Below are 25,879 nucleotides of genomic sequence, written 5' to 3'. Positions count from 1 at the left end.
GGTCTCACGATCTACCATGGAGCTTGTGTCCAAGAATTCCACGCCGCGCTTCGACCTGATCCTGCGACCAGGTCGGTGGGCTCGCGACTTCGTCGACGAACTCGCCGTCGCTTCGCCTGCCCGCCTGGCGATCGGATCCTTCATTGCGGTGGTGGCATTCTTCGCGATCCTGCTGATGCTGCCTGCGAGCATGCGCGACCCCGGTTCGGTCCCGCAGACGCAACACATCGCAAATGCTGTCTTCGTGGCTGTCTCTGCCGTCTGTGTGACCGGGCTGACCCCGGTGGTGACGGAGACCTACTGGTCCGATTTCGGGATCTCGGTCATCACCGCCGGCATCCAGGTGGGCGGCCTGGGCATCCTCACTCTCGCCTCGGTGCTGGGCATGGCGGTCTCACGCCGACTGGGGGTCCGGCAGCGCCTCATCGCCCAGCAGGCCACCTCGGCGCTCAATTTGGGGCAGGTGGGCACGCTGCTGAAGGCCGTTGTGATCACGATCGTCACAGCCGAATCGATTCTGGCGGTGCTGTTCTTCCCGCGATTCCTGATGCGGGGCGAGACCATCGGCGACGCCGTCTGGTATTCGGTCTTCTACTCGATCTCATCGTTCAACAACGCAGGCTTCACGATTCACCCCGGCGGAGGCGCCTACTTCGCCTCCGATCCGTGGATCCTCTCCCTGATCATGATCGGCGTCTTCGTCGGCGCCCTCGGATTCCCTGTCGTGCTCATGGTGGCGATCAACTGGAACCATCCGAAGAAGTGGGATCTGCACACAAAGCTGACGCTGACGACGACGACCGCAATCCTTGCCATCGGCCTCCTGTTCCTCCTCATCTTCGAGTCCGCCAACCCTGCCACCCTGGGTGACAAGAACGCGGGTCATACCTTCGTTGAGATCCTGTTCATGGCGGTGATGCCGCGCTCGGGTGGGTTCTCAACGATGGAGATCGCGGATATGAGCCAGTCCTCGCATCTGCTGATGGATCTTATGATGTTCATCGGGGGAGGTTCCTCGTCAACGGCCGGCGGGATCAAAGTCACGACGGTGGCCGTGCTGATTCTCGCTGCCTTCGCCGAAGCGCGCGGCCTGCAGGACGTGCACGTCTTCGGCCGGCGCCTGACCTCGTCGACGATCAAGCTCTCGATCTCGGTTCTGCTTACGGGTGCGATCATCGTCTTCATCGGCACTCTGGCGATGCTCCAGATCAGCGCCGAGCCGCTGGACAGGGTCCTGTTCGAGGTGATCTCCGCATTCGGCACCGTCGGGTTGAGTTCCGGGGTCTCTGCCACCGTCAATGAGGCGGGTCTGTACTGCCTGTCCGTGATCATGCTCATCGGTAGGCTCGGTACGATTACACTGGCGGCAGCCCTGTCCATGCGAGACACTGCACGCCTGTACCGCTACCCCGAAGAAAGGCCGGTCGTTGGCTAACGAACACACCTCAATCCTGGTCATCGGTCTCGGACGCTTCGGATCGTCGACCGCCGCCACCCTGGCCAAACTGGGCCGTGAGGTCATGGCGATCGAGCACAGTGCCGAACTTGTCAAGGACTGGAGCGGAAAGCTCACCCACGTCGTCGAGGCCGATGCCACGAACATCGATGCACTGCGGCAGGTGGGCGCCGGTGACTTCTCCACGGCTGTGGTCGGCATCGGCACGTCGATCGAGGACAGTGTGCTGACGACGGCCAACCTCGTCGATCTGGGCGTGGGACAGGTGTGGGCGAAGGCCATCTCCCCCTCACACGGAAAAATCCTCCACCGCATCGGCGCCCACCATGTGCTCTACCCCGAATCGGATGCCGGCCGGCGAGTGGCGCATCTGGTGAGCTCACGGATGATGGAGTACATCGAATTCGACGAAGGTCACTTCGCGGTCGTGAAGATGCGGCCCCCGCGTGAGATCCAGGGCTTCACCCTCAGCGAGTCGGGTGTCCGCGACAGGTACGGGGTCACGATCGTGGGCATTAAGAGTCCCGGCCGCGACTTCACCTACGCCGAGCCCACGACCCGTGTGGGCAAGCAGGACCTGCTCATCGTCGCCGGCCACGTAGAGCTGCTGGGCCGCTTCGCCGGCCGACCATAGGCCGAGAGCGTCAGCTTCCCAAAGGTGCACAGGCCCCTCTTTGTCAGGCTGTGTGTGAGTCATTCAGCCTGACGAAGAGGGGGTGGTGCACATGTGGACGCACCTGTGCGCTTCGGGCAAGCGGGGAGCTGATTTTCGACGACAACGCCGCAGGAAAGAACGCGAATAGGACAACTAGACCGCACGAACGTGCACGAGAGCGGGCGACGGGAATCGAACCCGCGTCATCGGCTTGGGAAGCCGAGGCTCTACCATTAAGCTACGCCCGCAATTCGCCGCCGGAACCTGACCTCACCAGCGCAGATGGCTTGCTGTGGCGAGAGTGTGCCCCAAGCGACTTCCCCAGTGTATATCCTCGGCGCGGAGTCCCGGGTGTGTGGTCCAGGTGCAGGGTGGTCCAGCCCCCGCAGGAGAATACTGCGGCAACGGCTGAGGGGGCGGCCGCAGCCACCCCCTCAGATGAAATTCCCTCACTTTCAGTGCTCGACAGCCTCCTCGGCGCCGAAACCGGTATGGGCGCGCACGTCCATCTCAGCTGCCAGCTCCGGGCTCTCGACGGTCTTGTCGGTGATCGACGCAATCCAGCCGAGGATGAAGCCCAGCGGGATCGAGATGATGCCGGGGTTCGACAGCGGGAAGATCGCGAAGTCGGCTCCCGCGATCATCGCGGTCTCGGAACCGGAGACGACTGGGGAGAACGCGATCAGCAGAATCGCCGAACCCAGACCGCCGTAGATCGACCAGACCGCACCGCGAGTCGTGAAGCGCTTCCAGAACAGCGAGTAGATGATCGTCGGCAAGTTCGCACTGGCCGCGACGGCGAAGGCGAGCGCGACCAGGAATGCGATGTTCTGGCCTTGGACTCCGATGCCGCCGATGATCGCCACGGCACCGATGACGATGACGGTGCGACGTGCGACTTTGACCTCGGCGTCGGGGTCGTCGACCTTGCCCTTCTTGATGACACTCGCGTAGATGTCGTGGGCGAACGAAGCGGCCGCCGTGATCGCGAGGCCCGCGACGACGGCGAGAATCGTCGCGAATGCCACGGCCGAGATGAAGCCCATGAGAATGGGTCCGCCGAGGTGGAGCGCCAGCAGCGGTGCCGCCGAATTCACTCCCCCTGGTGCGTTCTCGATCGCATCGGCACCGACGAGTGCCGACGCGCCGTAACCGAGGACGAGGGTGAACAGGTAGAAGAGACCGATGAGCCAGATCGCCCAGACGACAGAGCGACGGGCTTCCTTCGCCGAAGGTACCGTGTAGAAGCGCATGAGAACGTGTGGCAGACCAGCTGTGCCGAGCACCAGAGCCAACGCCAGGGAGATGAAGTCGAGAGGATTCTCTCCGTACTTCTGACCGGGGGCCAGGAGCTTCTCACCCACGCCTGAATTCTCGACCGCGGAGGCCAGGAGGGTCGAAAGATTGAATCCGTTGAGTGCGAGCACCCAGATCGTCATTGCGAACGCGCCCGCTATGAGCAGGACCGCTTTGACGATCTGCACCCAGGTGGTTCCCTTCATGCCTCCGACGAGCACGTAGATGATCATGAGCGCACCGACCACGGCGACGACCAGCGACTGCCCGACCTTGCTGTCGATGCCCATGAGCAGGGACACGAGTCCACCTGCTCCTGCCATCTGTGCCAGGAGATAGAAGAAGCAGACAGCCAGGGTCGACAGGGCTGCAGCCATCCGCACGGGGCGCTGCTTGAGGCGGAACGAGAGCACATCGGCCATCGTGAACTTGCCTGTGTTGCGCATCAGCTCGGCAACGATGAGCAGAGCGACGAGCCATGCGACGAGGAAGCCGATCGAGTACAGGAAGCCGTCGTAGCCATTGACGGCGATGGCCCCGCAGATACCGAGGAACGAAGCCGCGGACAGATAGTCGCCCGAGATCGCAAAACCGTTCTGCGGTCCGGTGAAGGACCGCCCACCCGCGTAATAGTCGGATGCCGACTTGTTGTTCTTGCTGGCCCGCAGGACGATGAACATCGTCACCGCGACGAAGGCGGCGAAGATCGTGATGTTGAGAACCGGGTTGTTCTCCACCTCAGTCACGCCTTGGGACACTTTGTCGAGACCGGAGGCGAACAGGTCTCCTATGGCAATGGCGCTCATGGGGTGGTTCCTTCCGACTGCTGCTGAAGGCGTTGACGGATCGCCGAAGCCGGCGGATCGAGCTTCTTGTTCGCGAACGAAACATAGAACATCGTGATCGCGAAGGTCGTCACGAACTGCAGGAGGCCGAGGATCAACCCGAGGTTGATCTCACCGATGACCTTCGTGGACATGAAATCGTGCGCGTAGGTGCTCAGGATGACGTAGAGGAAGTACCACGCCATGAATCCGATCGACAGTGGTATCACCACCGAGAACCTTTTGCGCTTGAGCGCTTTGAATTCGGGATTTTCCTCTTCGACGAGGAAATCGACCCGAGTACTGACGGGATCGGTCATTACTTCTCCATTCGAATTGTGCGTCGAGCATCAGTGGTCTAAATCACACAAGTCAAAACTAGCGGTCAGCCTGCACTGTGGAATACCACCGAAAGTTGGTAGCTTGTTCACATGAATGTCAAAGCAAAAGAATCTCGGGCGCTGAAGGCCGAGACGCGTCGGCTCTTCGCTGAAGCCGTTGATTCCCTGCATCGAAGCGGGACCGGTGATGTCGTCTTCGGCGGCATGGTCGAAGAAGGCGAGGTCTCTGTGCAAGCGGTGGCCGGAGGCGGCCAAGATCGCCTGTCCTCGCTTATCGTCAGCACCGGACGCGGCCTCGGTGGACGTGCCCTCACCGAAGGCACCCCACAGCTGACCAAAGACTACGGGCTCGATCCCTTCATCACCCATCACTACGACGAGCAGATCCTCGGAGAGGGGATCCAGGTTCTCATCGCTGTGCCGACCCTGCGCGGCGGTGACGTCACAGGGATGATCTACTGCGGTCACCGCAAGAACTACAATGCGGCGGCCCCGCAGACCAGCGACCTGGTCAAACGTGTCAGGCAGCTGTCAGTGGATCTGGGTCGGCTCGGTCAGCCCCGACCGACCGAGGAACCGGTCGACCCTGAGCATCGGTACTCCGACCTCGAGTCTTCGAGCAGGGAAGCTCTGCGCCGCACCTACGCGGAACTGCGCTCAATCCGTTCAGGCGTCGATGAGAACGAGATGCGCCAGCGGCTGACCGTCGTGGAGAATCGCCTGGCCGATATCCTCTCCGGCCACAATTCGGATCTGTTTCCGAACCCGTCGCCTGCTGTCAGCCTCTCCCCCAGGGAAACCGACATTCTCTCGCACGTGGCACTGGGATGGTCGAATGCCCGGATCGCCGCGGGGCTGGGGCTTCGGGAGTCAACCGTGAAGTCCTACCTGAACACGGCCATGGTCAAGCTCTCGGCCAGCACCCGGCATGAGGCGGTGTCCATCGCGAGGTCGGCCGGGGGCCTCCCCTGAACCAAGCTGTCGAGCTGGCCGGTTTCTCAACCGTTGATGACCTTGGAGTTCTCTTTCTCCATTTCGAGGGAACGGTTGCCTGCAGCCTGCGCAGCCGCCTCGGCGGTGTCGAAGAGCCCCGCATCGATGAAGGTCTGCAGTCCGGCGAGCGTGGTGCCGCCCTTGCTGCTGACGGCCTGACGCTGTGCGCTCGGGTCCGGCTTCTCACTGAGGAGCCGACCGGCTCCGTCCGCTGTGGCCACGACCATCTGCTTGGCCGTCTCCTCGCTCAGCCCCATCTTCACGCCAGCGGCGATCATCGTTTCGGCGAGGAGGAAGAAGTAGGCCACTCCTGAACCGGAGATCCCGGTCATGGCGGGGATCTCGGTTTCATCAAGGGCCACGACGAGACCGGCTCCAGACAGCAGCGTCCGCAGTGTGTCCACTGTGGTCTCGTCCACCTCGGCGGAGGGTGCAAGAGCGATCACACCGTGCCCGATGGAGCTGGGGGTATTGGGCATGATCCGCACGATCTTGTTCTTCGGTGCCAGTGTGGCCAGGTCGGCCATGGCGACACCGGCAGCCATCGAGACGAGCACGCTGTTCGCGCTCAGGCTCGGGGCGAGGTCGGCCACTGTGTCGGCCATCATCCACGGCTTGACGCCGAGGAAGACGAAGTCCGCTCCAGCGGCGGCCTTGCTGTTGGCCTCGGCATCGTCCTCCAGCGAGGTGCTGGTCGCACTCGGGAGCTCCGCAGCGAGTCGCTTCGCCGAGGTGGCCGAATTGGTCGTCGCGCGAACGTCGAGCTTCTCGTCGGCGCTCATGATTCCCTTGATCAGTGCCGTGCCCATGTTTCCGGTGCCGATGGAGGCGATGGAGGTCAAATCAGACCTGCCTTTCTGTGGTGGTTCAGTTGGTGTGAGTTCCGTGTTCATTTGTTCGACGGTTTCTCGCTCGTACCCGTTTCACTGGTCCGCACATGGCTCGAGGCGTTGCGGTGACGGTCCTCGGTATCAAGCCCGAGATGGGTGCGAGCGAAGGCGAGGGAGTCGGCGAGCATCTGCTCCCGGGTGGGCTTCTTCGTCACGAAGCGGGTGTTGACTTCGACGACGACGTCGCCGGACCAGTTGTGTTTGGCCAGAAGCTGCAGAGTCTCGGCCACGGGCATGGTGCCGGCACCGGGGATCAGGTGTTCGTCCTTGAGCGATCCGGAGCCGTCGGTGAGATGGACGTGGCGGAGTTTGTCGAAGATCTCCGACACGGTCTCGACGGCGTTCATTCCAGCCGTCGAAGCGTGGGAGAAGTCGAAGGTCAGGGCATCGTAGTCCTCATCAAGGGGGTTCCAGTCGGGATAGTAGACGAGGATCTCGCGCACGCCTGCACGCCAGGGATACATGTTCTCCACGGCCAGGGTGACTCCGGTCTCCTGCGACACCTGGCGCACACCGTCGACGAAGCCCAGCGCGTATTCTCCCTGCCACCGAAATGGCGGGTGCAGGACCACAGTTTTGGCACCGACCGCCTTCGCGAGGTTCGCGGTGATGCGCAGCTTCTCCCAGTGGTCCTTGTGCAGCACGCGGGGCAGGAAGAGCAGAGTCGGCGCGTGCAGGGACATGACCTCGAGTCCCGTCTCCGCAGCCAGGCCGTTGATGAGGTCGACGTCGCGGGTCTCGGCATTGTGGGTGACCATGATCTCGACACCGTCGTAGCCGTGTTTGGCAGCTTGGGAGAAGGTCTCGGCCACGGTCATCGGGGACACCGAGGAGCTGGAGAGTCCGACCCGGATCCGGTGTTCCGAACTGTGCTGGGTCTCCTGGTCATAGACCTCGTGGCTGTCGAAGTACTCCCTGTGGCGTCGGAAATTGGACCGCGCGGAATTCTTCGCGGTGTACACCTTGCGTGCTGACTTCGACCGTTTCGCCCTGCTCATCTCACCCAGTTTAGTCCTCGAAGTTTCCGTATTCCCTCAGAAAGCATAAGCCCTGAAGTGGCTGAGTTGGATCGATGGCTGATTTTCGAGTCCACTGGGACAGAGCCGATGATGCCTCCCGCATCGCCGAAGTCCACATCGCCGTGTGGGAGGCTGCCCATCGCGGCATCATGGCCGACGAGATCCTCGGCCTTCTCGACCGACTCCCCGACGCCTCGGGACTGGGGCAGCTGGCAGCGATCAATCTCCACCCGGATGCGCTCCGGCGCCGCACGGAGATCACTCACGTCTTCGACGGAGTGTCCCCGGCGGCGCCGGAGTGCATGTTCACGATCGGCCTCAACTGAGGCAAGCCCCCCACTGAGGCCGACCTCGGCGAGGTTGGACCTCGGTCGGAAATCAGTCGGAGAGGGCCTCGACGTCCTCGTCGACCCAGTTCTTCGACCTTTCGACAGCCTTGTTCCACAGACGGTAGGCGCGAGCGACCTTGTCCTCGTCCATCGAAGGCAGCCAACGCTTGTCCTCGCGCCAGTTCGCCTTGACGTCTTCCTCACCGTTCCAGAACTTCACGGCGATGCCGGCAGCGTAGGCCGCACCCAGCGCCGTGGTCTCGACGACCTCGGGGCGGATGACTGGCACGCCGAGGAGGTCGGCCTGGAACTGCATGAGCGTCTCATTGGCAACCATGCCGCCGTCGACCTTGAGCTCAGTGAGTTCGACGCCCGAGTCGAGGTTCATCGCATCGAGGACCTCACGAGACTGGAACGCCACGGACTCGAGCGCCGCACGCGCGATGTGGTTCTTGTTGACGTAGCGGGTCAGTCCCACCATCACGCCACGTGCATCCGACTCCCAGTGCGGGGCGAAGAGACCCGAGAAGGCGGGCACGATATAGCAGCCGCCGTTGTCATCGACATTCTTCGCCAGCTTCTCGACCTCGGGGGCCTCGGAGATGATTCCGAAATTGTCACGAAGCCACTGCACGAGAGAACCTGTGACCGCGACCGAGCCTTCGAGGGCGTAGACCGCGTCAGCGTCGCCGATCTTGTAGGCCACGGTCGTCAGCAGGCCATTCTTGCTGGCCACCGGTTCGGTTCCCGTGTTGATGAGCATGAAGTTGCCGGTGCCGTAAGTGTTCTTGGCCTGACCCTTCTCGAAGCAGGCCTGGCCGAAGGTCGCTGCCTGCTGGTCACCGACGATGCCGCAGATCGGGGTGTCGATGATGAGGCCGTTCTTCGCACCATAGCCGTAGACCTCGGAGCAGGACCTGATCTCTGGGAGCATCGAGAGGGGAATGCCCATCTCGCCGGCGATCTCCTCGTTCCAGTCGAGGCTCTTGATGTTCATGAGCATCGTCCGTGAGGCGTTCGTGACGTCGGTGACGTGGATGCCGCCGTTGACGCCGCCCGTGAGGTTCCAGAGAACCCAGGTATCCATGGTGCCGAAGAGCAGTTCACCGGCCTCAGCCGACTCCTTGACGCCGTCGACGTTGTCGAAGATCCATTTGGCCTTCGGCCCGGCGAAGTAGGTCGCCAGGGGCAGGCCGACGCGCTCCTTGTACTTATCGGGTCCATCGTCTCCGGCGAGTTCGTCGCAGATCTTCTGAGTTCTGGTGTCCTGCCAGACGATCGCATTGTAGACGGGCTTTCCGGTGTTCTTGTTCCAGATGACCGTGGTCTCACGTTGGTTCGTGATGCCCACACCCTCGAGCTGGTGGCGGTTGATGTCGGCCCGGGTCAGGGCCTGACCGACCGCCTCATTCGTGTTCCTGATGATCTCCATCGGGTCGTGTTCGACCCAGCCGGCGCGGGGGAAGATCTGTTCGTGCTCGAGCTGGCCCGAGGACACGATCTGCCCGTCGTGGTTGAAGACGATGGCCCGCGACGAGGTAGTGCCCTGGTCGATGGCGAGGATGAACTTTTCCTGACTCATTCTGACTCCTATGTCGAGGTGATGCTGTGGATTGCTGGTGACTCAGACGAGGGTCTGATGGACTCAGCCGAAGGCCTGGGAGGCCAGCCCGGCGATGACGCCGCCGACGAGTGGGCCTGCGATCGGCACCCACGAATAGGCCCAGTCGGATCCGCCCTTGTTGCGGATCGGCAGCAGGGCATGGACGATGCGGGGTCCGAGGTCACGGGCCGGGTTGATCGCGTAACCGGTGGGCCCGCCCAGCGATGCACCGATGACGAGGACGAGAAGGCCGACCGCCAAAGGTCCGAGCCCGTGCGGGGTTCCTCCGAAGAGGAGGATGACGAACACGAGGACGAACGTGGCGATGACCTCGGTGAGGAAGTTCCAGCCGTAGCTGCGGATCTCGGGTCCGGTCGAGAAGGTGGCGAGAATATTACCGGCTTCCTTCTCTTCGTCGTAGTGCTTCTTGTACACGGCCCAGGCGAGAACCGCACCGATCATCGCACCGATCATCTCGGCCGCGAGGTAGGCGATGGTGTTGCCGAAGTTCACGGCGATGCCGGGCGCGTACTCTTCGGCCCCGCTGGCGAGGATGCCGAAGGTCACTGCCGGGTTGAGGTGCGCTCCGGTCTTGAAGGCGACGAAGACACCGGCGAAGACTGCCAGACCCCAGCCGAACGAGATGAGGAGCCAGCCTCCCCCGTTGCCCTTCGTCTTACCCAGAACCACATTGGCGACGACGCCGACGCCCAGCAGCATGAGCATCGCCGTGCCGGCGATCTCATAGAGGAAAATAGTACCCATATCTCACAAACTCCTATTGTTTGTCTGTCCTTTTTGCAGGTATTACGACTTCTGGGACTCTGCGAGGAGTGCCGCAGCCGAGGCATCGTCGTGGGTCGATTCCGCAGCGATCTGTGCGTCGACGTGGGCGTTGAAGTCTGCGATTTCGCTCGCTTCCCGCTCCTCGTCCCACCCGAGGATGGGTGCGACGATGGCGGCGACCGCCTCGGCGGCGCTCTTGCCTCGATCTTTGACCTCATAGTTGAGCCGCATCCGGCGTTCGAGAATATCGCCGAGGTGGACGGCACCTTCCGATGTCGCCGCGTAGTGGGCCTCGACGCGCAGGTAGCGCTGCGCGCCGGGCAGCGGCCGGCCGAGTTCGGGATGCTCGTCGACGAGGTCGAGGATGTCCTCGACCAGGGTGCCGTAGCGACGGATGAGACGCTTCACACGGTCCTCGTCCCACCCGTACTTCTCGGCGATGCCTGCCTGACCGCGTCTCACGGCACCAACGCCTTGGGCGCCGAGCAGCGGAATCGATTCGGTCAGCGAGCGACGGTCCTTCGCATCGTGACCGAGGGCGAAGTCGACAGCGTCTTCGGCCATCACCCGATAGGTCGTGTACTTTCCACCGGCGATCGCAGACAGGCCGGGTTCGACCTCCATCACCGTGTGCTCGCGTGAGACCTTCGTCGAAGCCTGTCCCTCCTTGGCTACCGGCTGGAGCAGCGGTCGCAGACCCGAGTAGACGCCGATGACATCATCGCGGGTCAACTTCTCCGCCAGAATCGCGTTCGCATGTTTGAGCAGATACTCGATGTCATCGGAGTTCGCCACCGGTGAGTCGACGTCCTGGTCCCACGGGGTGTCGGTGGTGCCGATGACCCAGTAGCCATCCCACGGGATGACGAAGAGCACGGACTTCTCCGTCTTCGAGATGATGCCTGTGTCCGGATCGGCCTTGATCTTGTCTTGGTCGACGGTGATATGCACGCCTTTTGAGGCGAGCACCTTGAGGCCGGCATCGGCCTGGGCCAGGTCCTGCTGCTCCTCGGTCCAGACTCCCCCGGCGAGGATCGTGCGGCGGGCGTGGATGTCGAACTCGCGGCCGGTCATCTCATCTCGGGCACGGACGCCGGAGACCCTGTCGCCGTCGTGAAGGTAGTCGATGACGGACACGTGGTTGGCTGCGGCTGCGCCGTAGCCAACTGCCGAACGGATCAGCGTCATGACGAAGCGGGCGTCGTCGACCTTCGCATCGTAGTATTCGAGGGCACCGACGGCAGCGTCATCTGCCAGGCCGGGGAAGTGAGCGCTCAGGGCCTTCTTGCTCAGGTGCCGGTGCATCGGCACGGCTCGTTTTCGGCCGGGCCGAGTAGCCATGGTGTCGTAGAGCAGAACGCCGGAGCCGATGAACGCACGGTCGATGAGGCGATGCTCGAAGGGGAACACGAAGGCGACGGGCTCAACCAGGTGCGGAGCCGTGTGCTGGAGAAGGAGATCGCGCTCCTTCAGAGCTTCGGCCACGAGTTTGAAGTCGAGCATCTCGAGGTAGCGCAGTCCCCCGTGCATGAGCTTCGAGGACCGCGACGAGGTGCCCGAGGCCCAGTCCTGAGCATCGACGACCCCGACCTTCAGTCCGCGAGTGGCCGCATCGAACGCCGAGCCGGCTCCCGTGACCCCTCCACCCACGACGAAGACGTCCAGGGGGTTGTCAGGGGTGGTGTTCTCTAGTGTGTGCAGGGCCTCATCGCGGAACGATGGGGACAGCTCGCCATTTCTCATTGACAGTTCAATTCCTTCTTCGAGCGTGTGAGTTCCCACCATTATTGCGCCCCGAACTTAACATCTGTTCGATGCGCGGCAGTTAGGGAAAATCTAGCAGGCAATGCGCCGAAGGGAAAGACAAGGGCCAGAAGCCAAAGGGCTCAGACCAGTTCCACCCGCATCGCCGAGGAGGTCTCCGCGGAATCGAGCAGGTCGAGTTTGCGCATGATGATGCCTTCGCGCAGTGCCCATGGGGAGATGCTCATGACGTTGACGTCGAAGATGGCGAAGGCAGCGTCGGCGACGATGGCACCGGCGAGGACCTGACCGGCCCGAGCCTGGGAGACCCCGGGCAGCGTCGCACGCTCTTCGGGGGTTCGGGAGGCCAGGGTCTCGATGATCCCGGCGAGGTCGCGGCGGAAGAGTTTGCGTGGGGCGTAGATGCCGTCCCCGCTCGGAGCGGCACCGGCGATGCGGGCCAGGGAACGGAACGTCTTCGATGAACCCACCACCTGGTCGGTGGTGCCCACTCGGTTGATCTTGCCCGCGATGCGACCGATCTGGGACCGGGCATACTTCTGCAGGCTGTGGATGTCCTCGGCGCTGGGCAGAGGATCGGGGAGGAAGTCGGAATAGGTGCGTCCCGCGCCCAGGGGCACGGACACGGCCGCTTCCGGGTATTCGTCCTGCCCAGCCGCGATTTCGAGGGAGCCGCCGCCGATGTCGAGCAGCAGGATCTTCCCCGCCGACCAACCGAACCAGCGCCTGACCGCGAGGAACGTCACCCGCGCTTCGTCCTTGCCCGACATCACGTTCAGCGTCACACCGAGCTGAGCATTGATGGCGTCGATGAGCTCGACGCCGTTCGGTGCGTCCCTGACCGCCGAGGTGGCGAACGCCAGGATCTGTTCCGATCCTTGGTCTTCGGCGATCTCCACCGCCTCGGCGATGAAGTTGTGGAGTCGTTCCTGACCCGCGGCATCGATCATCCCGTCATCACCGAGGTACTCGGCGAGGCGCAGGACCTCCTTGTGGGAGGTGGCAGGCAGAGGAGGAGCTCCGACATGAGCGTCGACCACGAGAAGGTGGACGCTGTTGGACCCGATATCGAGGACTGCTAGGCGCATTCGATCAGTCTAACCACAGTACGCAGGTTTCCCGGACGACAGTTGACGGTCTGAGAAGCAATTCCCAACCCGGTGCTCACTGCGCTGACCAATCCGTGGCGGCGAAGCCGAACTCGGGCGGGCGTTTGGCGAAGAAGGCTTCCTGTCCCGCTGCTATCTCCATGCGGTAGGCGTCATCGAGCCATCGCGGTGGGTTGAAGGCGGCCGTATCAAGGGCGTGCGCCTTCTCTGTCAGTTCGCCGGCGAGGACCGCCTTCGAACCGATCTGGGACAGCCGTGAGAGTCCCACGATCTTCTCCCCCATCGTCTGTGCCGTGGCCAGCGGAGTCTCGGAGACCTCGTGGAAGAAGCCGAGCTCGCGCATCGTCTCGTACTTCACGATCGATGCCGTGACCAGCAGATACCTGGCCCAGGAGTCACCGAGAACGGTGGCCAGGCGGCGTGTCGGTCCGGGCGGGTAGACGAGTCCGAGCTTTGCTGCGGTGACGCCGAAGATCGAGCCCGGGGCGCCGATGCGGATGTCGCAGGCGGCTGCTATCTCGGTCCCGCCGCCCACGCAGTTTCCTGTGATGGCCGCGATGGTCGTGGTGCGGGCATTCGCCACGGCCGCCTCGGCGGTGGAATTGAGCTCCCAGAAGTCGGCCAGGGCAACGTTGAGGTCCGCGATGTCGGATCCGGCGGAGAAGTGCCCGGCCGCGCCGGTGATCACCAACGCTCCGATCGAGTCATCGGCATCGATGCCGGCGATGATGTCCGGCAGCGCCCGCCACATCGGACGGGAGATGGCGTTGCGCTTTTCGGGCCGATCAATGACGAGGGTTCCGACTCCACCTGTGACAGTGAAGTCGAAACCCTCGAGATCGACCGGACGGTATGTGCCGTCAGCGGTCATGTGCGTAGCCTTTCAGCTGTGGCGCTTCAGCCCCGGTTTTCGGGAACTTCGCGCTGGTCGTGACCGTCGTAGGCGCTCAGCGGACGGATCAGAGCGTTGGACGCCTGCTGCTCCATGATGTGAGCAGTCCAGCCGGTGATGCGGGCCATGACGAAGATCGGGGTGAACTGATCGGTGTCGAAGCCCATCAGGTGGTACGCCGGACCGGACGGGTAGTCGAGGTTCGGGTAGATGCCCTTGCGTTCGACGAAGACGGATTCGAAGGTGTTGTAGAGATCGAGCAGATCGGTTGCGCCCTTGGCCGCGACCATGTTCTCGAAGGCCTTGCGCATAGTCGGCACGCGCGAGTCGCCGTTCTTGTAGACACGGTGTCCGAAGCCCATGATCTTGGCTTTGTTGGCCAGCGCATCGTCGATCCAGGCCGATGCCTTGTCGGCGGTGCCGACCTCTTCGAGCATCGCCATGACGGCCTCATTGGCGCCGCCGTGCAGGGGGCCCTTGAGGGCGCCGACGCCACCGGCGACTGCCGAGTAGAGGTCAGACGTCGTCGAGGTGATGACGCGGGTGGTGAACGTCGAGGCGTTGAACGAGTGCTCTGCGTAGAGGATCATCGAGATGTCGAAGCAGCGCACGACCTCCTCGGTGGGAACCTCGTCGAAGACCATTTTGAAGAAGTTCGCGGCGTAGTCGAGGTCCTTCGTCGGTGCTACGGGCGCGAGCCCGTGGCGGCGACGGTGGTCGATGGCCACGATCGTCGGCAGCTGCGCGTAGAGGCGCTCGGCCTTGGCCAGGTTGGCCTCTTCACCTTCGACGTCTGCTTCAGGATCGACGGCGCCGAGGTAGGACACGGCCGTCTGCACCACGTGCATCGGGTGGCAGTCCTTGGGCAGGTCGAGGATGAGCTGGACGAGCTTGTCGTCGATGTTCCGCTGCGAGCGCTCGCGGGCCTTGAACTCCTCGAGCTGAGTCTTCGTCGGCAGTTCGCTGTTCCAGATCAGGTAAGAGACTTCCTCGGAGCTGCACTTGGCAGCGAGTTCCTGCACGGGGTACCCGCGGTAGGTGAGCGAGTTGGTTTCCTGGACTACCTTCGAAACGGCCGTGGTATCGACGACGACGCCGGCGAGGCCCTTCTTGATTTCTTCGGTCACTGGTGACCCTCCTGTGAAAAGTTGAATACGGCCGCGTCAAAATCGTTGTACGCAGCGTAGTCGATCGTGTCGTACAGGTCCGCACGGGTCTGCATTCCCTCGAGCAGGTCCACCTGAGTGCCCTGGTCGCGAATGGTCTGCAGGCCCGATTTGATCGCACCCATGGCGAGACGCAGAGTTGTGACCGGGTAGATCACAACTTTGACTCCGACGTTCGCCAACTGTTCGGTCGTGAACAGTTCGCTCTTTCCGAATTCTGTCATGTTCGCCAGAATCGGCACATCCACGCTGCTGGCGAACTTCTCGAATTCGCCCAAGTTCCGCATGGCTTCGGGGAAGATCAGGTCCGCCCCGGCGTCTGCGTAGGCCTTCGCGCGGTCGATCGCCGCATCGAGGCCTTCGCCTGCGCGGGAGTCGGTGCGGGCGCTGATGACGAAGCTCTCGTCCCGGCGACCCTTGACTGCGGCGGCGATGCGCTTGGACATCTCAGCAGTGGTGACAACCTCTTTGCCGTCGAGGTGGCCGCAGCGCTTCGGGTTCACCTGATCCTCCAGGTGCATTCCCGAGATTCCGGCATCTTCGAATTCCTGGATGGTGCGGGCCACGTTCATGGCCTCTCCCCAGCCGGTGTCAGCATCGATGAAGGTCGGCAGGTTCGTCACCCGGGCGATGTTGCGCCCATGATCGGCCACCTCGGTGAGCGTGGTGAGTCCGATATCGGGCAAGCCCATGGCGGCAGAGAAGGCACCACCGGAGATGTAGACGCCCTCGAAGCCGGTCTGCTCGATGATCTGAGCATTGATCGGGTTGATGGCACCGGGGAACTGAACGATCTGGTCCCCGGCAAGGAGCTCACGGAACTTCGCGCGGCGTTCGGCCGGCGTTGCGGTTGCCCCCAACATCAGAAGATACCCTTCGAACCGGTGTGCTCGAGTCCGTCGACGGTGAAGCTGAGTTCGGCAACACCCTTGGCGTCGAGGTTCTCGAGGTTCTCGGCCAGGTCGATGAAGCGAGTCTGCTCGGTACCGGTGAGAATGCCCTCGGACAGAGTCTTGAACTTCTCGATGTAGTTCGCGCGAGCGAAGGGTCGTGCGCCGAAGGGGTGCGCGTCGGCCACGGCGATTTCGTCGACCAGGGTCGAGCCGTCGTCGAATTCGATCTCCACGCGGCCGCCGAAGGCCTTCTCATTGGGATCGGTGGAGTGGTAGCGGCGAGTCCATTCCTTGTCTTCGGTGGTCTCGATCTTGTGCCACAGCTCAACGGTCTCCGGGCGTCCGGCGCGCTCGGGAGCATAGGAGTGTTCGTGGTGCCAGCCCTGGTCCTCCATGGCCACAGCGAAGATGTACATGATCGAGTGGTCGAGGGTCTCGCGGCTGGCCTTGGGATCCATCTTCTGCGGATCGTTCGCGCCGGTGCCGATGACGTTGTGCGTGTGGTGCGAGGTGTGGATGACGATGCGCTTGATCTTGCTCAGATCCTCGATCTCGCCACCGAGCTTGCGGGCGAGGTCGATGAGCGCCTGCGCCTGGTACTCGGCCGAATGCTCCTTGGTGTAGGTATCGAGGATCGCGCGCTTGGCCTCGCCTGCGCCCGGCAGAGGAACGGTGTAGCGAGCCTCGGGACCGGAGAGGATCCAGGCGATGAAGCCGTCTTCACCTTCGTAGATCGGGTTGGGTGCACCCTCGCCGCGCATGGCACGGTCGACGGACTCGACGGCCATCTTGCCGGCGAATGCGGGGGCGTGTGCCTTCCACGACGAGATCTCGCCCTTGCGGGACTGACGGGTCGCGGTGGTCACGTGCAGGGCCTGCTGGATCGCCTGGAAGGTGATCTCCGTGTCCAGACCGAGCATGGCGCCGATGCCGGCGGCCGCGGATGGGCCGAGGTGGGCGACGTGGTCGATCTTGTGCTCATGCAGGCACATTCCCTTGACCAGGTCGACCTGGATCTCATAGCCGGTGGCGATGCCGTTGATGAGGTCCTTGCCGCTGATGCCCTTGTGCTGGGCCACGGCGAGGACCGGCGGGATGTTGTCGCCGGGGTGCGAGTATTCGGCGGCGAGGAAAGTGTCATGGAAGTCGAGTTCACGAACGGCGACTCCGTTGGCCCAGGCGGCCCATTCCGGGGAGAAGTGCTCTCCCAGGGGCAGACCGAAGACGGTTGCGCCCGGTGAGTACGGGTGGGTCTGTGCCTGCTCACGAGCGTGCAGCGGGGCCGAGCGGCGTACCGAGGCTGCGGCCACCGCGGCGTTGTCGATGACGCGGTTGATCACCATTTCGGTGACCTCTGAGTCGACCGGAGTCGGGTCTGAGGCGACCTCGGCGATCTTCCAGGCGAGTTGGTCTTCGCGAGCCAGGTTCTCTGAGCTCTTGTGCGTGCGGACTTCATGATCGATCATGGTTAACCCCTTCAAACGTCCTTGACCGTTCAGGTCTGACAGTGGCTGACACAACTGTAGGCTACGTCACGTCGCTGTCACGGTCTGGCCAGAATTTTATCTCGACATCAAGATACTTTACCCGACCGCACCGAGTTCCCACCACCCGGTCTCATCCAAAGAGCCCCTCGAGCACATCGGTGAACTGTGTCACAATTGAGCCATGACGCGCACTGCTCTGGACTTCGATGAAAACTGGTTCGATGATGCCGAGTTCGCTCAGCTGCGACGGCGACTGCCTATCCCCTATGTCAATGCGATTCCCGTGCGTGTGGGCGAATCGGGAAACGTCGAGCGGATCGGCCTGCTGCTGCGCAGTCTGGACGACGGGACACTGGGCCGAGAGGTCGTCGGCGGTCGGATCCGCTTCCATGAGAGCATCCGCTCAGCGCTGATGCGTCACGCGGAGAATGACCTCGGACCGATGGCGCTGCCGGTGATCCCGCCTGCGATCGCACCGTTCCACATCGCCGAGTACTTTCCCACCGAAGGCTCTTCTCTGCTCCATGACCCGCGCCAGCATGCGATCTCTATGTGCTTCATCCTCGAGGTCCGTGGTGAATGCACTCCCCGCGCCGACGCACTGAGCCTCGATTGGCTGACACCGGAGGAGACGCTGCGCGCCGATATCGTCAACGAACTGTGCCACGGTCAGGAACACATACTCAGGTATGCACTGGCCCACATGGGCTTCGCGATCTGAAGGTTCTTCTACGCTCCGTAGAATTGCTTTGGTAGACTGAGTCGCACGGGGACGGTTCTGATGATGGGGCCACCGTCGTCGTCCGGGTGCCTTCGGCCCCCATTGGGAGGTCTGCCATGACTGCCGAGAACCCCACCGCTGACCAGACATCGACGGACCTCGGGATCCTCGTCGGCTACGACGGCTCCGAACTCGCCGCGCGCGCCCTCGAATACGGAGCAGCCGAGGCCACTCGCCGCAACGCCGTCCTCACTGTCGTCGCCGCCTATACCGTTCCTGCGATGCTCTATCCGAACCTCGCATCAATGCCGAAGGAGAACGAGGAGAAAGCCTCACTCCGAGCGGTCGAGTCACTCCTCGGTGAGGCGGCCGGACTCCTGCGAGACCACAGCGGCAAGGTCGTCTACCGCGCCGAGCGGGGCGACGCGGCCGGAGTTCTGAAGGATCTGAGCGCCCACGCACGGACAGTGGTCGTGGGAGCGAGGGGCCGTGGCGGTTTCATCGGCCGAATTCTCGGCTCGGTGTCCACAGCACTGCCCGCACACTCCCACTGCCCGACGGTTGTGGTCGCGCCCCGCCCCTCGGAAACGGCCGAGGCCCCTGTTGTCGTGGCCGTCGACGGCTCGGATGCCGGACGGTTGACCATGTTCACCGCCGCCGAGGTGGCCAGCTCACGAAGAGCCGCACTCGATATCGTCTCCGTCCTCCCGGCTGGCAACGAATGGCTCTACTGGTACCCCGAGCTGGAGCTGAGCGCCGAGGCCTCCGGTCGGAGGCAGAAACAGCTCGAAGCAGCCCTCGAGGCAGAGGTCGCTGCCGTGACTCAGCAGTTTCCGGATATGCAGGTGCGCGCCGAGGTGCCGATCGGAGATCCGACCGAGATTCTCGTCGAAGCCACGAAGACTGCGCAGCTGACCGTCCTCGGCTCCCGCGGACGTGGTCCCGTCAGCAGTGCTCTTCTCGGGTCCGTCTCACGTGGAGTCCTCCACCGTGCGGACGGACCGATCATGGTCGTCCCGAGCTGAGCCGACGCCCCTGTCGTGGACTGCTGTACAGTGGGTGCCACGACAGGGGAGCGCCGACTAAGGCGCTGAGAGTGCAGATGAAGCTGCAGACCCTCGAACCTGATGTGGTTAGCACCGCCGAAGGAAGTCGAGACTCTTCTACCCCTCCTTGATCTGAGGAGGCACAATGCCAAAAACGACCGCGCCGGATACCACCACCGGATTCAAGCCGAAGTATTCCCACGTCCCCGTGACGAAGCAGTGGAAGGTCGTCGACTACGTCGTCACCGCCGTGCTCGGAATCTCCGTCGGACTCATCTTCTGGGTCCTGGCCCTGAGCTGGAAGGTCCTCGAACTCGGGTTCCAAGCCTTCCCCCCATCGATCGGCCTCATTGCCGGCCTGTGGGTCCTCGCGGGACCGTTGGCTGCGATCATCATCCGCAAACCCGGTGCCGCACTGCTATGCGAGATGATCGCCGCCATCGTCGAGGCCGTCCTCGGCTCCCACTTCGGCGCCACAGTTCTGCTCTCCGGGTTCATCCAGGGTCTCGGCGCCGAACTCATCTTCGCCGCCTTCGGCTATCGAAAATTCAGTCTGTGGGTCACGAGCCTGTCCGGACTGCTGGCCGCAGCATTCATGTCTGTGAGCGAGAACATCATGTACAACGCCGAATGGCAGCTGGGCTTCCAAGCCGCCTATGCGGTGTGCGCCATCATCTCCGGCATCGTCATCTCCGGCATCGGAGCCTGGTTCGCCTACCGTGCGATCGCGAAGACCGGTGCGCTGAGCTCCTTCGCCTCCGGCCGCATGCGCTGATGGCTCTGCCGATCACCGCCCGCGGGTTCTCATGGCAACACGCCGATCGTGACGAACCTGCCGTCGGTCCCATCAACCTGCACATCGCCGCAGGTGAGAAGGTCCTCCTGCTCGGCCCGTCCGGGGCAGGCAAGTCCACCCTGCTCCACGCCATCGCCGGTGTCGTGCCTTCCGAGTCCGGTACGGCGACCGGTGAGCTCCTCATCGGCGACTGTCCACCCGACCCTCGCCGAGGTGAGACCGGGCTGGTCCTGCAGGATCCCGATTCGCAGGTGATCTTCTCCCGCGTCGGCGACGATGTCGCCTTCGGCATGGAGAACCTGGGTCTGCCCGCCGAGGAGATCGAGGCCCGGATCGCCTCATCGCTGGCGAGGATGGGCCTCGCCCTCCCCCAATCACATCCCACTGCGGCACTGTCTGGCGGCCAGAAGCAGCGTCTGGCCCTCGCCGGCATCCACGCGATGAGACCTGAGATCATCGTCCTCGACGAACCGACGGCAAACATCGATCCCGACTCTGCCGGGGCCGTTCGCGATGCCATCCTCGAGACCCAGGCGGCAACCTCGGCGACGATGGTCATCGTCGAACATCGAGTCGGCCTGTGGCTCGATCACGTGGACACCGTCGTTGTGCTCGGCCGCCAGGGACTCATCACCCAGGGCCCGCCGAGGCAGGTCTTCGGTGATCCGCAGATCGCCGGGGAACTCCGCGAGTGCGGCATCTGGGTCCCCGAAGACCCGGAGGCTGTCGCGAATCGCGAACCGATGGCTGGGAATCGGGCCACACGAGCCACGCCGAATCCGGCTCCTGGCTCCACCGGAGAGGTGCTTCTGAGGACGCATCGCCTCGGCGTCGCTCGTCCGCGGGCGAAGGTTGCGGCGGCAACGGACATCGACTTCGATGTCCGCGCCGGTGAGGCCCTGGGCATCATCGGGGACAATGGGGCGGGAAAGTCGACGACGGCGCTGACGCTTGCCGGTCTGATCTCCGAATTCGACGGTGAGGTCAATGCCTTCGGGTCCCTGCGATCGGGGGCGAAGCAGGCTCGGCCATTCCGCTGGCCCTCGGCGTTTCTGGCCCCGCGGATCGGGATGGTGTTCCAGGAGCCGGAACATCAGTTCCTGACCTCGAGTGTCGCCGAGGAACTGGCGCTGGGGCCGCGACTGGCCGGATGGTCGAGTTCCGATGTCGACGAGCGTGTCGAAGAGCTGCTGCATGTACTGGGTCTGGAGACGATAGCCGAGGCACATCCGCAGGGTCTGTCCGGGGGTGAGAAGCGCAGGCTCTCGGTCGCTGCGATGATGGCCCCGCGGCCCAGGGTCCTCATCGTTGACGAACCGACGTTCGGGCAGGACGCTCTGACGTGGGCGGGGTTGGTCGAGCTGTTCCTCGATGTGCTTGCCCGCGGCAGTTCCGTCGTGGCTGTCAGCCACGATCATTCATTCCTCGATGCGATCGGCGCCAGGCGGATAGAACTGGGGCAACCAGCTGCCAACGCCTCGCCCGCAACTCTTTCCGAGGCCGCCTCCGATCGGCTGTCGAGGAGTGAGCGAGTTGAGTGATCTGACGAATGCTCCCGCGAAGGTGGAGGTTCAGGATCCCGGTCAGCTCATTCCTGTGGTGCGCTCCACTCCCTTGGTCAGGTGCAATCCGCTGACGAAGATCGCTGTGGCGCTCATCCTCATGGTCGGTGCCCTGCTGAGTATCGACCTCGTCTCGGCCGGTGTGGTCCTCGGGTTCACCCTGATCGGCCTGCCAGCCACTGGGCTCGACATGATCGCCGCACTCAAACGGCTGTGGTTTCTGCCGCTGGGAGCATTGTTGGCAGCCTGGGGCACAGCGATCTTGGCGGAGAAGTCCGGTGCTGTGCTCGTCGATCTCGGCCCGATTCTGATGACAGCGGGATCCCTTGATGCCGCGGCAGCGATCTTCGTCCGGACTCTGGCGCTGGCGATTCCGCTGATCGTGCTCGCATCGACGATCGATCCCAGGGACCTCTCTGATGCGCTGATCCAACATCTGCGCCTGCCCGAGGTCGTTGTCGTCTCGGTTCTAGCCGCCAGTCGGCTCCTGGGCCTGCTTGTTATCGAGTGGCAGACACTGTCGATGGCCAGGCGGGCCAGAGGTGTTGCCGGGGGTTCGATCGCGCGACGGACGAGAAGCCTCTTCGCCGGCATCTTCGTGCTGCTGGTGCAGTCGATTCGACGAGGCACGACCTTGGCGATGGCGATGGAGGGCCGCGCGTTCGGCAGGCCCGGGCGGACCTGGCGCAGGCAGTCGGTCTTCGGTGCCGGGGATGGGGTGGCCGTGGCGGTGTCGCTCGGAGTCTGTGCGCTCGCGATCGTGGCCGCACATGCGCTGGGGACGTGGAATCCGATCATCGCCGGCTGAGTCCCTGGGATGGCAAGCCCCGGGCAGCTGCGAACCCGTCACAATTGACTGAGGAGCTCCTTCAGGTGAGTGCGCCGATCTTCGAGCGCCTCGGCGCTGGGCAGTTCGGAAATGGTGAGCACGAGACGCGTTCTGCCCTCGGATTTCGGTTCGGCGGCCGCTTCGAATCGGGTTCCGTCTTCAAGGTTCGCCCGCCAGAATGAGCGCTTGTCCGTCTTCGATGTGCGAGGCTCACCGTCGATGGCTACACCAGCCAGCGGACCTTGGTCGACGAGGAACGCAAACCGAGTGATGACGTCATCACGGTCGCCGTTCACGGTGCGAGAGACCGCGACATCGAAGGTGCCGTCGGCACGCTGGCCGGGCACACGTCGGCCGATCTCCTGCTCATAGGCGACGACCGCACCTTGGACCCACCAGCCATGTTTCTCAACGACGCCGTCGAACTGCGGATAGAGGGCATCAGCGAGTTCCTTATGACTCGCCGATGACCCTCCAGCTACCTCGAGGCGAGCTCGGGTTGTCGCCCAGGGTTCTCCGAGGGCGTTCTCGATCGCCTGCACATTCACTGCCTTGGTCGCCATGGGAGAAGTATAGGCAATCGAGCCGTCAATGACTATGGCTCAGTCGACGACGATAGCTCAGTCGACTTTGAGTTCGCCCATCTCGTCCCAGCCCTCGCCGTCGATCTTGCGGGAGATGATCTTCGGTGTCGATGCCAGGTGCGGGCGCATGGCCTCGAGCCCAGCGGCGAAATGGTCGCTCTTGACGTGGGGTTCGGCACCTTCGTCGGTGAATGCCTCGATGAGGACGAACTCATTGTCCTTGTCCAGGCTCTTCGACCATTCGAACCAGAGGTTGCCCGGCTCGGCGCGGACCGCCTCGGTGAAGGTGCGCACCGCCTCGGGGAAAGCCTCGACGCTCTCGGGCTTCACGTCGTACTTCACAACGATGAAAATCATGCTGACCGCTCCTGTTCATGTGAGAAAACCGTCGGACTGTATCGAGTCGACGCAACCAGCCAATCATGTTTCGGCTGACGCTCCAAGAGCCACGTCAGTGCGCCCCGAGCCGGTGCACGTCGGCATCACGTTCGCGGTTCGTCCGCGCTGACTGCCTCAATGATCATCAGCGGTTCGTCCGCGGATCCTGTGAACGGAGTACGGTCCCAGTTCCGCCAGACGTCGCTCACTCTCAGACCAGCGGCACCCAGATCGTCACGCAGAGTGGCGAAGGTCCGGAACTGCAGTCGCTGGCTGACGTCGACCACCTCGTCGGCATCGAGAAATTCGTAGACGCTGTCCATGGTGATGATGCCCAGCTCGTCCGGCGCCGAGGTAGTCGTTGCTTCGCGCAGGCGCCCCACTGCGGTGTCCCGTGTCTGGGCAGGTGTGTTCCACTTCTGCCAGGCCTGAGCCAGCGGATTGCGAGCCTCGAAAGTCAGGACACCGCCTTCGCACAGCCCTCGGCTGATGTCGCGCAGAGTCGCAGTCCAAGCATCGCCGAGGATGTGCATCGCGACATTGCCGCTCATCACAATGAGGTCGCTGGAGTTGGTTTCGATCAGTTCAGATGTACCGCGACGCCATTCGACCTTGTCGCCTTCGTGCCGTGCTGCAGCGCGCTCAAGCATGGCCGCGGCAGGGTCGATGCCGACGACGATGCGCCCCGGTCCGGCCATCGTCGCGGTGAGGATTCCCGTGCCGCATCCCAGATCTGTGATCTGAGTCGCCGACAGTTCCCGTGCACGTGCACGAAAGTAGTCGTGATCTGGCCCATCCGGATTGTCATCGTCGTAGATGGCAGCGAGGAGCTCCTCCTCGTAGGCGCGATTGCTCACCTCGGAATCCTCGTTCACGCACGTTCGGCGATGAGGACGAGGAAGTTGCTGTCGGGCTCGTAGGGGTGGATCTCCCAGGTCGAGAGTTTGAGGTTGACGAGCATTCCCGTCGACGTCACATCGTCGATGAAGTCAGCGAAGTCATAGCCTCGTCCGGCCCCGAAGCCGGCGACGAAGCGTCCTCCGGACTTCAGCGTCGATTTGATGTTGGATAGGGTCTGCCGCCGTGAGGCGGGGTCGAGGAAGGAGAGGACGTTGCCCGCGCAGAAGGCCACATCGATGTCGTTGATGCCAACTGCTGAGAAGTCGAATTCGGCGAGATCGCCCGTGTGCCATTCACCGCTCGGGAAGTCCTCCTCGGCGACGGCAATGAGGAACTCGTCGAGGTCGACTCCGTAGACCGTGTGTCCTTCGTTGATGAGCAGACCACCGGCACGGCCTGTGCCGCAGCCGGCGTCGAGGATGCGTGCTCCGCGCGGGGCCATCGCGTTGACGAATCGCGCCTCTCCCCCGATATCGTGCCCTGCGGCGGTGAGCTTCCGCCACCTGTCCGCGTAATTCGCAGAGTGATCGGGGTTGGTCTCACGGATGCGGTTCCACTGATGATCGAAGTTCATGGCCCCATCCTAGGGCGAAAGCTGTCGGCGAAGACGTCGGTGACCACCTCGGCGACGGCCCCGACCGGGTCTGCCGGGTCCGGGGAAGTCAGGACGATGATCTCCCTCCCGCCTGCCTCGTCGATCGGATGCAGGTCGACTTCGGGTCCGCCCAGGGACATCATGATCGGCGTGGCCAGGGTCAGTCCGAGCCCCGTGCCTGCCAGGGCGAGCGCGACGGCGGTGTCGGTGACGATGTGGGTCTCCTTCGCAGCGATCCCCATCGCCGAGGTGGCTAGGCGCATCGCTCGGCCGAAGAGCTCCTCGGCCGGCGGCAGGATCCAATCGGCCTCGGACAGGTCCGTCTGTGTAGGTCGCGGTGCGCCTGCGGGCACCACGATGCCGAAGGCCTCGCTGGCCACGGTCGTCCAGCTCAGACCCCGCATAGGCGGCAGGGGCACGGCCGGATAGTTGATGCCGATACCCAAGTCGATCGCTCCGTCGATCACGGCCGCCGACATCGTCTCGACGTTGATCTCACGGGCTCGGACTTCGATGTGCGGATGCCGCTGACCCAGGAGCCTCACGATGGAGGGCAATGCCTTAGTCGATGCCGAACCGAAGACGCCGAGGGTGACGATGGCTTCGCTGCGGAAGTCTCTGCCCAGCATCGCCATCTCTGCCTGCTTCTGGGCAGCGAGGATGCTTCGGGCACGCGGGAGCAGCGTTCGGCCGGCCTCGGCGAGGACCATTCCCCTGCCTCGGCGCAGAAAGAGTTCGGAGCCGACGGCGCGGCGCAGGGCGCTCATGTGCTGGGAGACAGCGCCGATACTGTAGCCCAGCTGTTCCGCGGCTCTGGTCATCGACCCCAGTTCGGCCACGGTGACGAAGGTGCGCAGCTGTCCGAGAGTCCATGCCATGGCTACAGCCTAGCTCTTTTCACGTTTCCTAAAAACAGTTTTCATGAACTCGCTCTTGCCCTTAAACGTGACTGGAACCACAATGGG

26 protein-coding genes, 1 tRNA gene and 1 riboswitch are annotated in these 25,879 nt (G+C 63.3%); of the genes, 9 read left to right on the top strand and 18 right to left on the bottom strand.

Annotation, left to right across the window (positions count from 1 at the left end; genetic code table 11):
- Nucleotides 1-16: 16 nt before the first annotated feature.
- Together BANT918_RS06570 and BANT918_RS06565 are read left to right on the top strand one after the other, a co-directional pair.
- A complete protein-coding gene (locus BANT918_RS06570) occupies nucleotides 17-1,435 on the top strand; it encodes a TrkH family potassium uptake protein (RefSeq protein WP_167389402.1) in 1,419 nt (472 codons plus the stop codon).
- Entirely contained in the window at nucleotides 1,428-2,090 is a 663-nt protein-coding gene (locus tag BANT918_RS06565; RefSeq protein WP_101619480.1) for a potassium channel family protein, read from the top strand. The genes BANT918_RS06570 and BANT918_RS06565 overlap by 8 nt, the downstream gene beginning before the upstream one ends.
- Before the next feature lie 198 nt (nucleotides 2,091-2,288).
- Here BANT918_RS06565 and BANT918_RS06560 read toward each other — a convergent pair.
- The 3 genes from BANT918_RS06560 to BANT918_RS06550 form a co-directional block, all read right to left on the bottom strand.
- Nucleotides 2,289-2,359 (bottom strand) — tRNA-Gly (locus BANT918_RS06560).
- Nucleotides 2,360-2,566: 207 nt separating this feature from the next.
- Nucleotides 2,567-4,213 (bottom strand): cation acetate symporter, encoded by a 1,647-nt coding sequence (locus BANT918_RS06555; protein ID WP_180957431.1) that lies wholly within the window; start codon nucleotides 4,211-4,213, stop codon nucleotides 2,567-2,569.
- On the bottom strand, nucleotides 4,210-4,551 hold the full coding sequence (locus BANT918_RS06550) for a DUF485 domain-containing protein (RefSeq protein WP_101619479.1): 342 nt from the start codon (nucleotides 4,549-4,551) through the stop codon (nucleotides 4,210-4,212). Before BANT918_RS06550 ends, BANT918_RS06555 begins: the two co-directional genes overlap by 4 nt.
- 111 nt (nucleotides 4,552-4,662) lie before the next feature.
- Between BANT918_RS06550 and BANT918_RS06545 the strand changes: the two genes are divergently transcribed.
- Nucleotides 4,663-5,544 carry a LuxR C-terminal-related transcriptional regulator gene (locus tag BANT918_RS06545; protein ID WP_101619478.1) on the top strand — a complete coding sequence of 294 codons (882 nt, stop codon included), beginning with the start codon at nucleotides 4,663-4,665 and terminating at the stop codon, nucleotides 5,542-5,544.
- A gap of 26 nt (nucleotides 5,545-5,570) precedes the next feature.
- On the opposite strand, the gene proC is transcribed toward BANT918_RS06545, so the two are convergent.
- Nucleotides 5,571-6,407 (bottom strand): pyrroline-5-carboxylate reductase, encoded by an 837-nt coding sequence (gene proC, locus BANT918_RS06540; protein ID WP_101619562.1) that lies wholly within the window; start codon nucleotides 6,405-6,407, stop codon nucleotides 5,571-5,573.
- A 47-nt stretch (nucleotides 6,408-6,454) separates the two neighbouring features.
- Nucleotides 6,455-7,453 (bottom strand): sugar phosphate isomerase/epimerase family protein, encoded by a 999-nt coding sequence (locus BANT918_RS06535; RefSeq protein ID WP_101619477.1) that lies wholly within the window; start codon nucleotides 7,451-7,453, stop codon nucleotides 6,455-6,457.
- Between the two features lie 74 nt (nucleotides 7,454-7,527).
- Here BANT918_RS06535 and BANT918_RS06530 point away from each other — a divergent pair, with 74 nt between their 5' ends.
- The gene (locus BANT918_RS06530) at nucleotides 7,528-7,800 is read left to right on the top strand and encodes a hypothetical protein (protein WP_101619476.1); all 273 of its coding nucleotides are present in this window, start codon (nucleotides 7,528-7,530) and stop codon (nucleotides 7,798-7,800) included.
- A 52-nt stretch (nucleotides 7,801-7,852) separates the two neighbouring features.
- On the opposite strand, the gene glpK is transcribed toward BANT918_RS06530, so the two are convergent.
- The 8 genes from glpK to BANT918_RS06490 all read right to left on the bottom strand — a co-directional run bounded on the left by glpK (nucleotide 7,853) and on the right by BANT918_RS06490 (nucleotide 17,482).
- Entirely contained in the window at nucleotides 7,853-9,385 is a 1,533-nt protein-coding gene (glpK, locus tag BANT918_RS06525; RefSeq protein ID WP_101619475.1) for a glycerol kinase GlpK, read from the bottom strand.
- A gap of 63 nt (nucleotides 9,386-9,448) precedes the next feature.
- Nucleotides 9,449-10,171 carry an MIP/aquaporin family protein gene (locus BANT918_RS06520; protein ID WP_101619474.1) on the bottom strand — a complete coding sequence of 241 codons (723 nt, stop codon included), beginning with the start codon at nucleotides 10,169-10,171 and terminating at the stop codon, nucleotides 9,449-9,451.
- A gap of 42 nt (nucleotides 10,172-10,213) precedes the next feature.
- Nucleotides 10,214-11,935, bottom strand: a complete 1,722-nt coding sequence (locus BANT918_RS06515; RefSeq protein ID WP_101619561.1) for a glycerol-3-phosphate dehydrogenase/oxidase — start codon at nucleotides 11,933-11,935, stop codon at nucleotides 10,214-10,216.
- 143 nt (nucleotides 11,936-12,078) lie between these two features.
- Nucleotides 12,079-13,044 carry a Ppx/GppA phosphatase family protein gene (locus BANT918_RS06510; protein ID WP_101619473.1) on the bottom strand — a complete coding sequence of 322 codons (966 nt, stop codon included), beginning with the start codon at nucleotides 13,042-13,044 and terminating at the stop codon, nucleotides 12,079-12,081.
- 76 nt (nucleotides 13,045-13,120) lie between these two features.
- The gene (locus BANT918_RS06505) at nucleotides 13,121-13,936 is read right to left on the bottom strand and encodes an enoyl-CoA hydratase/isomerase family protein (RefSeq protein ID WP_101619472.1); all 816 of its coding nucleotides are present in this window, start codon (nucleotides 13,934-13,936) and stop codon (nucleotides 13,121-13,123) included.
- Nucleotides 13,937-13,962: 26 nt separating this feature from the next.
- The gene (locus BANT918_RS06500) at nucleotides 13,963-15,084 is read right to left on the bottom strand and encodes a bifunctional 2-methylcitrate synthase/citrate synthase (RefSeq protein WP_101619471.1); all 1,122 of its coding nucleotides are present in this window, start codon (nucleotides 15,082-15,084) and stop codon (nucleotides 13,963-13,965) included.
- Nucleotides 15,081-15,986 (bottom strand): methylisocitrate lyase, encoded by a 906-nt coding sequence (gene prpB, locus BANT918_RS06495; RefSeq protein ID WP_101619470.1) that lies wholly within the window; start codon nucleotides 15,984-15,986, stop codon nucleotides 15,081-15,083. The genes BANT918_RS06500 and prpB overlap by 4 nt, the downstream gene beginning before the upstream one ends.
- Nucleotides 15,986-17,482 (bottom strand): MmgE/PrpD family protein, encoded by a 1,497-nt coding sequence (locus tag BANT918_RS06490; RefSeq protein WP_101619469.1) that lies wholly within the window; start codon nucleotides 17,480-17,482, stop codon nucleotides 15,986-15,988. The genes prpB and BANT918_RS06490 overlap by 1 nt, the downstream gene beginning before the upstream one ends.
- A gap of 202 nt (nucleotides 17,483-17,684) precedes the next feature.
- Here BANT918_RS06490 and BANT918_RS06485 point away from each other — a divergent pair, with 202 nt between their 5' ends.
- The 5 genes from BANT918_RS06485 (at nucleotide 17,685) to BANT918_RS06465 (ending at nucleotide 22,436) form a co-directional block, all read left to right on the top strand.
- Nucleotides 17,685-18,224: a DUF4916 domain-containing protein gene (locus BANT918_RS06485; RefSeq protein ID WP_101619468.1), complete on the top strand. Its 540-nt coding sequence runs from the start codon at nucleotides 17,685-17,687 to the stop codon at nucleotides 18,222-18,224.
- Between the two features lie 116 nt (nucleotides 18,225-18,340).
- Nucleotides 18,341-19,249, top strand: a complete 909-nt coding sequence (locus tag BANT918_RS06480; protein WP_101619467.1) for a universal stress protein — start codon at nucleotides 18,341-18,343, stop codon at nucleotides 19,247-19,249.
- Between the two features lie 34 nt (nucleotides 19,250-19,283).
- Nucleotides 19,284-19,392: riboswitch (TPP riboswitch) on the top strand.
- A 23-nt stretch (nucleotides 19,393-19,415) separates the two neighbouring features.
- Nucleotides 19,416-20,045 (top strand): ECF transporter S component, encoded by a 630-nt coding sequence (locus BANT918_RS06475; protein WP_101619466.1) that lies wholly within the window; start codon nucleotides 19,416-19,418, stop codon nucleotides 20,043-20,045.
- Nucleotides 20,045-21,607 carry an ABC transporter ATP-binding protein gene (locus BANT918_RS06470; RefSeq protein WP_101619465.1) on the top strand — a complete coding sequence of 521 codons (1,563 nt, stop codon included), beginning with the start codon at nucleotides 20,045-20,047 and terminating at the stop codon, nucleotides 21,605-21,607. Before BANT918_RS06475 ends, BANT918_RS06470 begins: the two co-directional genes overlap by 1 nt.
- Nucleotides 21,591-22,436 (top strand): energy-coupling factor transporter transmembrane component T family protein, encoded by an 846-nt coding sequence (locus BANT918_RS06465; RefSeq protein ID WP_418904355.1) that lies wholly within the window; start codon nucleotides 21,591-21,593, stop codon nucleotides 22,434-22,436. Before BANT918_RS06470 ends, BANT918_RS06465 begins: the two co-directional genes overlap by 17 nt.
- 38 nt (nucleotides 22,437-22,474) lie before the next feature.
- On the opposite strand, the gene BANT918_RS06460 is transcribed toward BANT918_RS06465, so the two are convergent.
- The 5 genes from BANT918_RS06460 to BANT918_RS06440 form a co-directional block, all read right to left on the bottom strand.
- Nucleotides 22,475-23,020: a hypothetical protein gene (locus tag BANT918_RS06460; RefSeq protein ID WP_101619463.1), complete on the bottom strand. Its 546-nt coding sequence runs from the start codon at nucleotides 23,018-23,020 to the stop codon at nucleotides 22,475-22,477.
- Between the two features lie 57 nt (nucleotides 23,021-23,077).
- The gene (locus BANT918_RS06455; protein WP_101619462.1) at nucleotides 23,078-23,398 is read right to left on the bottom strand and encodes a putative quinol monooxygenase; all 321 of its coding nucleotides are present in this window, start codon (nucleotides 23,396-23,398) and stop codon (nucleotides 23,078-23,080) included.
- Between the two features lie 125 nt (nucleotides 23,399-23,523).
- Nucleotides 23,524-24,276 (bottom strand): methyltransferase domain-containing protein, encoded by a 753-nt coding sequence (locus tag BANT918_RS06450; RefSeq protein WP_233430380.1) that lies wholly within the window; start codon nucleotides 24,274-24,276, stop codon nucleotides 23,524-23,526.
- A 14-nt stretch (nucleotides 24,277-24,290) separates the two neighbouring features.
- Nucleotides 24,291-24,893 (bottom strand): class I SAM-dependent methyltransferase, encoded by a 603-nt coding sequence (locus tag BANT918_RS06445; protein WP_101619460.1) that lies wholly within the window; start codon nucleotides 24,891-24,893, stop codon nucleotides 24,291-24,293.
- Nucleotides 24,890-25,792 carry a LysR family transcriptional regulator gene (locus tag BANT918_RS06440; protein ID WP_101619459.1) on the bottom strand — a complete coding sequence of 301 codons (903 nt, stop codon included), beginning with the start codon at nucleotides 25,790-25,792 and terminating at the stop codon, nucleotides 24,890-24,892. Before BANT918_RS06440 ends, BANT918_RS06445 begins: the two co-directional genes overlap by 4 nt.
- Nucleotides 25,793-25,879 lie beyond the last annotated feature (87 nt).

Source organism: Brevibacterium antiquum CNRZ 918, assembly GCF_900169145.1.
Lineage (GTDB): Bacteria > Actinomycetota > Actinomycetes > Actinomycetales > Brevibacteriaceae > Brevibacterium > Brevibacterium koreense.
The sequence above is the reverse complement of the archived record's forward strand: the minus strand, read 5'-3'. Positions and strand labels throughout refer to the sequence as shown.